The sequence below is a fragment of the Microbacterium sp. UBA837 genome, assembly GCF_002296025.1.
GTDB lineage: Bacteria > Actinomycetota > Actinomycetes > Actinomycetales > Microbacteriaceae > Microbacterium.
This window is the reverse complement of the sequence record NZ_DBHD01000190.1, coordinates 1-5533: the sequence shown is the minus strand read 5'-3', so window position 1 is coordinate 5533 and position 5533 is coordinate 1. Positions and strand designations below refer to the sequence as shown.

4 protein-coding genes are annotated in these 5533 nt (G+C 67.2%); all 4 read left to right on the top strand.

Annotation, left to right across the window (positions count from 1 at the left end; all coding sequences use genetic code 11):
* On the top strand, positions 1-2174 hold a 2174-nt coding region (locus B3587_RS13535; RefSeq protein ID WP_292729555.1), incomplete at its 5' end, for a heavy metal translocating P-type ATPase.
* Positions 2167-3696, top strand: a complete 1530-nt coding sequence (locus tag B3587_RS13530) for a multicopper oxidase family protein (RefSeq protein WP_292729552.1) — start codon at positions 2167-2169, stop codon at positions 3694-3696. The genes B3587_RS13535 and B3587_RS13530, both read left to right, overlap by 8 nt.
* 425 nt (positions 3697-4121) lie before the next feature.
* On the top strand, positions 4122-5105 hold the full coding sequence (locus B3587_RS13525) for a bile acid:sodium symporter (protein ID WP_292729549.1): 984 nt from the start codon (positions 4122-4124) through the stop codon (positions 5103-5105).
* Between the two features lie 7 nt (positions 5106-5112).
* Entirely contained in the window at positions 5113-5448 is a 336-nt protein-coding gene (gene cmtR, locus B3587_RS13520) for a Cd(II)/Pb(II)-sensing metalloregulatory transcriptional regulator CmtR (RefSeq protein ID WP_067165134.1), read from the top strand.
* Positions 5449-5533: the final 85 nt, after the last annotated feature.

Here is a 5533-nt window from a genome sequence, read left to right as displayed (position 1 = left end):
GCCACGACCACACGCACGCCTCCTCGGCGACGGCGGACGCCGCCGAGCACGCCGGCGAGCACGCCGATCACGCCGCGGCTCCGGGCGGACACGACCACGGCGCGGCGTCGGGTCACAGTGCGCAGGAGATGATGGGCCACGGTGGGCATCACGGCGGGATGTCGATGGACGCGATGATCCGCGACATGCGCAACCGGTTCCTGGTCGCGCTGATCCTGTCGATCCCGATCACCCTGTGGTCTCCGATCGGGCGGGAGGTGATCGGATTCGAGGTGCCGGCACCGTTCGGGCTGCGCGATGACGTGTTCATGCTGATCCTGTCGCTGCCGGTGATCTTCTACTCGGCGTGGATCTTCTTCGACGGCGCCTACCGGGCGCTGCGCGCGAAGACCCTCGACATGATGGTGCTCGTCGCAGTCGGTGTCGGCGCCGGCTGGCTGTACTCCCTCGCGGTCACCCTCACCGGCGGCGGTGAAGTGTTCTACGAAGCCGCCACGGTGCTTGCCACGTTCGTGCTGCTGGGGCATTGGGTGGAGATGCGCGCCCGCGGCGGCGCGAACGACGCGATCCGCACCCTCCTGGAGCTCGCACCCTCGCAGGCGGTCGTGATCCGTGACGGGCAGGAGGTCGAGATCCCCACCAGCGAGGTCGTCCCGGGGGATCTGATGCTGGTGCGGCCGGGGGCGAAGATCCCCACCGACGGTGTCGTGGAATCCGGGGAGTCCGAGGTGGACGAGTCGATGGTCACCGGCGAGTCCATGCCGGTGGACAAAGCGCCCGGGTCGGAGGTGATCGGAGCGACCGTGAACACCGTCGGCACCCTCCGCGTCACAGCCACCAAAGTCGGCTCGGACACGGCGTTGGCGCAGATCGTGAAGCTCGTGCAAGAGGCGCAGAACTCCAAAGCCCCCGGGCAGCGCCTCGCCGACCGGGCAGCGTTCTGGCTGGTCCTGGTCGCCCTGATCGGCGGCACCCTCACCTTCCTGGTGTGGCTGCTCGCCGGCGCTGCAATCCCGATGGCGATCCTGTTCGCCATCACCGTCGTCGTCATCACCTGCCCCGACGCCCTCGGATTGGCGACGCCGACCGCGATCATGGTCGGCACCGGGCTCGGCGCGAAACGGGGCGTGTTGTTCAAGAACGCATCCGGGATCGAAACCGCCGCCCGCATCGACACGGTCGTGTTCGACAAGACCGGCACCCTCACCAAGGGGGAGCCGGAGGTCACCGACTACATCCCCGTCGGCGGCGACGACCTCGAGACTCTCTCCCTCGCGGTCGCGTTGGAGCGGGAATCCGAGCATCCTCTGGCGAAAGCGATCGTGAATTACGCCGACGCCCGCGACATCCCCCGTCGCACCGCGACCGCGTTCCGAAACGTCACCGGGCAGGGCGCGATCGCCACCGTCGACGGTCGACAGGTCGTCCTCGGCAACCCGCGCCTTCTCACCGGGGAGGGGATCGACATCAGCGGGGTGCAGGCCGCTCAGCAGGACCTGGCTGGGTCCGGCCGCACCGCGATCCTGTTCGCCGTGGACGGGCAAGTCGCCGGGATCATCGGTCTCGCCGACGCACCCCGGGACACAGCGAAGACCGCGATCGACGCTCTCCACGAGCAGGGCGTCGAGGTCGCGATGCTCACCGGGGACAACAAGCCCACCGCCGACCGGATCGCCGCTCTCCTCGGCATCGACACCGTGATCGCGGATGTGCTCCCCGAGGACAAGTCCGCGAAGGTCGCCGAGCTGCAGAAGACGGGCAAGAAGGTCGCGATGGTCGGCGACGGCGTCAACGACGCCCCCGCCCTCGCCCAGGCCGACCTCGGCATCGCGATCGGCGCCGGCACCGACGTCGCCATCGAGACCGCCGACGTGGTCCTGATGCGCTCGGACCCGCTCGATGTTGCGATCGCACTCAAGATCGGCAAGGGCACACTGCGAAAGATGCGGCAGAACCTGGCCTGGGCCATCGGATACAACGCCGCCGCCCTCCCCATCGCCGCCGGCGTGTTCTACCCGGCGTTCGGGATCATGCTGTCCCCGGAGATCGCCGCCCTGTCGATGTCCGGTTCCTCCGTGATCGTCGCCGTCAACGCCCTCCTCCTCAAGCGGCTCCGCCTGCCCGCCCAGGCGCCCGCTGCGACGACCATGCAGAAGGAGCCCGAACATGCCTGACCGTCCGCTCTCTCCCACACCGTCCTCCCCGATGCTGCTGACCCGACGAGGTGTGCTCGGACTCGGACTGGGCGCCGTCGCGGCAGCCGTGCTCGCCTCCTGCACCCCCGCGCCGCAATGGGTGACACCCACCGGCGCAGCGGTGTCCGGCACGGAGAAGAACCGCGGCGGCACCGGCCGAGTCACCACCGTCGACCTCACCGCCGCCCCCACCACGCTCGACCTGGCCGGTACCGCCGCCGCCACCTGGGCGTTCGGAGGTATCCCGGCCCCGGTAATCCGGCTCACCGCAGGCGACACGCTGAAAGCGACCGTCCGCAACCAGCTCGACGCGGACACCTCCGTGCACTGGCACGGACTCGCCCTCCGCAACGACATGGATGGGGTCCCTCCGGTCACCCAAGCCCCCATCGCCCCGGGCGGACAGTTCGCATACGAGTTCGTCACCCCGCATCCGGGCACCTACTGGTTCCACCCCCACGTCGGCCCGCAACTGGACCACGGCCTCTACGGTGCGCTCATCATCGACGACCCGGACGAGAAGGTGGCGTGGGACGACGAATGGGTGCTGATCCTCGACGACTGGCTCGACGGCGTCACCGCCACCCCGGACCAGGTCCTCACCGACCTCTCGAAGGGCATGGGAGACATGGGCGGGATGGGCGACATGTTCATGCGGATGGGGAACCTGCTGATGGGTGCCACCTCCGACCTGCTCGGCGGCGACGCCGGCGACGTCTACTACCCGCACTACCTCATCAACGGCAAACCCAAAGCCGACCCCGCCCAATTCACCGGCACTCCTGGTGCCCGGGTGCGGATCCGTGTCATCAACGCCGGTAGCGACACCGCGTTCCGGTTCGCGATCGGCGGCCACACCCTGACGATCACCCACACCGACGGGTTCCCGGTGGATCCTGTCGAGGTCGACAGTGTCCTGATCGGGATGGGCGAACGCTACGACCTGCAGGTCACCCTGGACGATGGGGTGTTCCCTGTCGTCGCCGACGCGGAAGGCAAGCAGGATCGCGCGTTCGCGCTCGTTCGCACCGCCGCTGGCACGGCTCCGGCCAGCGACGTCCCCGTCGCCGAGCTCGGCACCGGCAGGGTTGGCACCGCTGCCGGGCTGAGCGCGACCGCCTCCGTCACCCTGCACCAGGCATCCCCCGACCGGGTCGTGCACCTCGCGCTGACCGGGGGGATGGAGGCGTACGACTGGGGGATCAATGGGCGCCGGTTCGACATGAACGACCCGTTGCGGGACGCGCACGCGATCAGTAGGGGGGAGCGGGTGCAGTTGCGGATCCGCAATGACACCGAGATGTGGCATCCGTTCCACCTGCACGGCCACACCTACCAGCACGCGAACGGCGGCCCCCGGAAGGACACCTCCATCATCCTCCCGGGCCAGACCCTGACAGTCGACTTCGACGCCGACAACCCCGGCCAGTGGGTCGCGCACTGCCACAACATCTACCACGCCGAGACCGGCATGACCACGGTGCTCGGATACCAGTCATGAACCGCGCGTTCACCCCCAGCACGGGAGGATGATCGCGCGGGCAATCGGACGGCGGCGGCGGACGTCAAGTCTAAGTGGACTTCCTACTCTTATGTAGGGATCTGCCATTTCGCGCGGAATCCTGCTGACGAAACTGCTGCCAATTAGCGTGGAATCCCCGAGTTCTCCGCCACCTTGACCGGGAACCTACATGCTTGTAGGTTCTCGGCGAAGATGGCGGATTCTTAGATGAAGTGGCGGACAAGTGGCGGATCCGAAAGATTGGTGAGAACGATGCGTGTAAGTGCCGTGTCGGTTCCTATCCGAAATGACAGATTCCGCGGGTAGTTGGCATGCACCTAGCAGTCCTGCCATTGGCTGGGGGTGAAGGGTTACTCGCTCACTCGATTAGGGGCGAACCGGCTACATTCGACAGGCTTGTGCTCGTGTGCACAGCTGTGGAGTGGTGGGAGCGGCATCAGGTAGTGCTCTACCTCGCAGCGATCGCCGTGGGTGCGGTGGTCGGTCTACTCGTGCCGGCGGTGGCGGATCCGCTCGAGTCGGCGATCAATCCCGTGCTCGGGTTGTTGCTGTACGCGACGTTCCTGGGGGTGCCGTTCACGGCGATCGGCCGGGCCTTCACGGATTGGCGGTTCCTGGGCGTCGTGCTCGTCCTGAACTTCGTCGTCGTGCCGGTGGTCGTGTTCGGGTTGAGTCGCGCCGTGGCGGCTGATCAGGCGGTGCTCGTTGGGGTGTTGTTCGTGCTGCTGACGCCGTGTGTGGATTACGTGATTGTGTTCACTGGCCTGGCTGGCGGTGCACGTGCGCGGCTGCTTGCTGCCACGCCCCTGCTGATGCTTCTGCAGATCGTGTTGCTGCCGGTGTACCTGTGGCTGATGGCCGGCGCCGAGGTGGTGGGTGCGTTCGACCCGCATCCGTTCGTGGAGGCATTTCTGTTGTTGATCGTGCTGCCGCTCGTTCTCGCCGCCGCCACGCAGCTGCTGGCGAAACGGTTCCGTGCCGGCCGCGCGATCGAGGGCGTGGTGCTGGCGGCAATGGTGCCGCTGATGATGCTGACTTTCGCCGTGGTGATCGGCTCGCAGGTCTTCGGCGTGAGCAGCGCTCTCGGCCAGCTGCTAATCGCGGTTCCCGTGTTCGTCGTGTTCGTCCTAATCGTGGCACCACTCGGTGCGCTCCTCGGGAGCGCGGCACGCTTGGATGTTCCCAGCCGCCGGGCGGCCACGTTCAGCGGGGTCACCCGCAACTCGCTGGTCGTGCTCCCGCTCGCTCTCGCGCTGCCGGCATCTTTCGCTCTGACGCCGTTGGTTGTAGTGACTCAGACCTTGGTGGAGCTCGTCGCAATGGTGGTCATGGTCGCCGGGGTACCGCGACTCATCCGCCCTCGCATTAGTACAGCGGAGAATGTATAGTCAGCCTGTGCTGACTCTTACTTCTCGCCTCGATGTGATGAACCGGCTGGGTCGGGCGATGGCCGACCCGACCCGTTCCCGGATCCTCCTCACACTGCTGGACGCTCCCGGCTACCCGGCTGAGCTGGCACGAGATCTCGAGCTGACCCGCACGAACGTCTCGAATCATCTGACGTGCCTGCGGGGCTGCGGGTTGATCGTCGCCACACCGGAAGGTCGGCGCACCCGGTATGAGATCGCCGACCCGCATCTGACCCAGGGGTTGCGACAGCTGCTCGAGGCGGTCGTCGCCGTCGACGAGGGCGCCCCGTGCATGGACGATCAGTGCGAGTGCTGCGCATGAGCCTCATCGACCGTGACCTGCTGCCGGTGGCCTGCACGCTGACGCCCGGCGCTGGTGCTGCACAGCTGATATGTGACTGATCCTT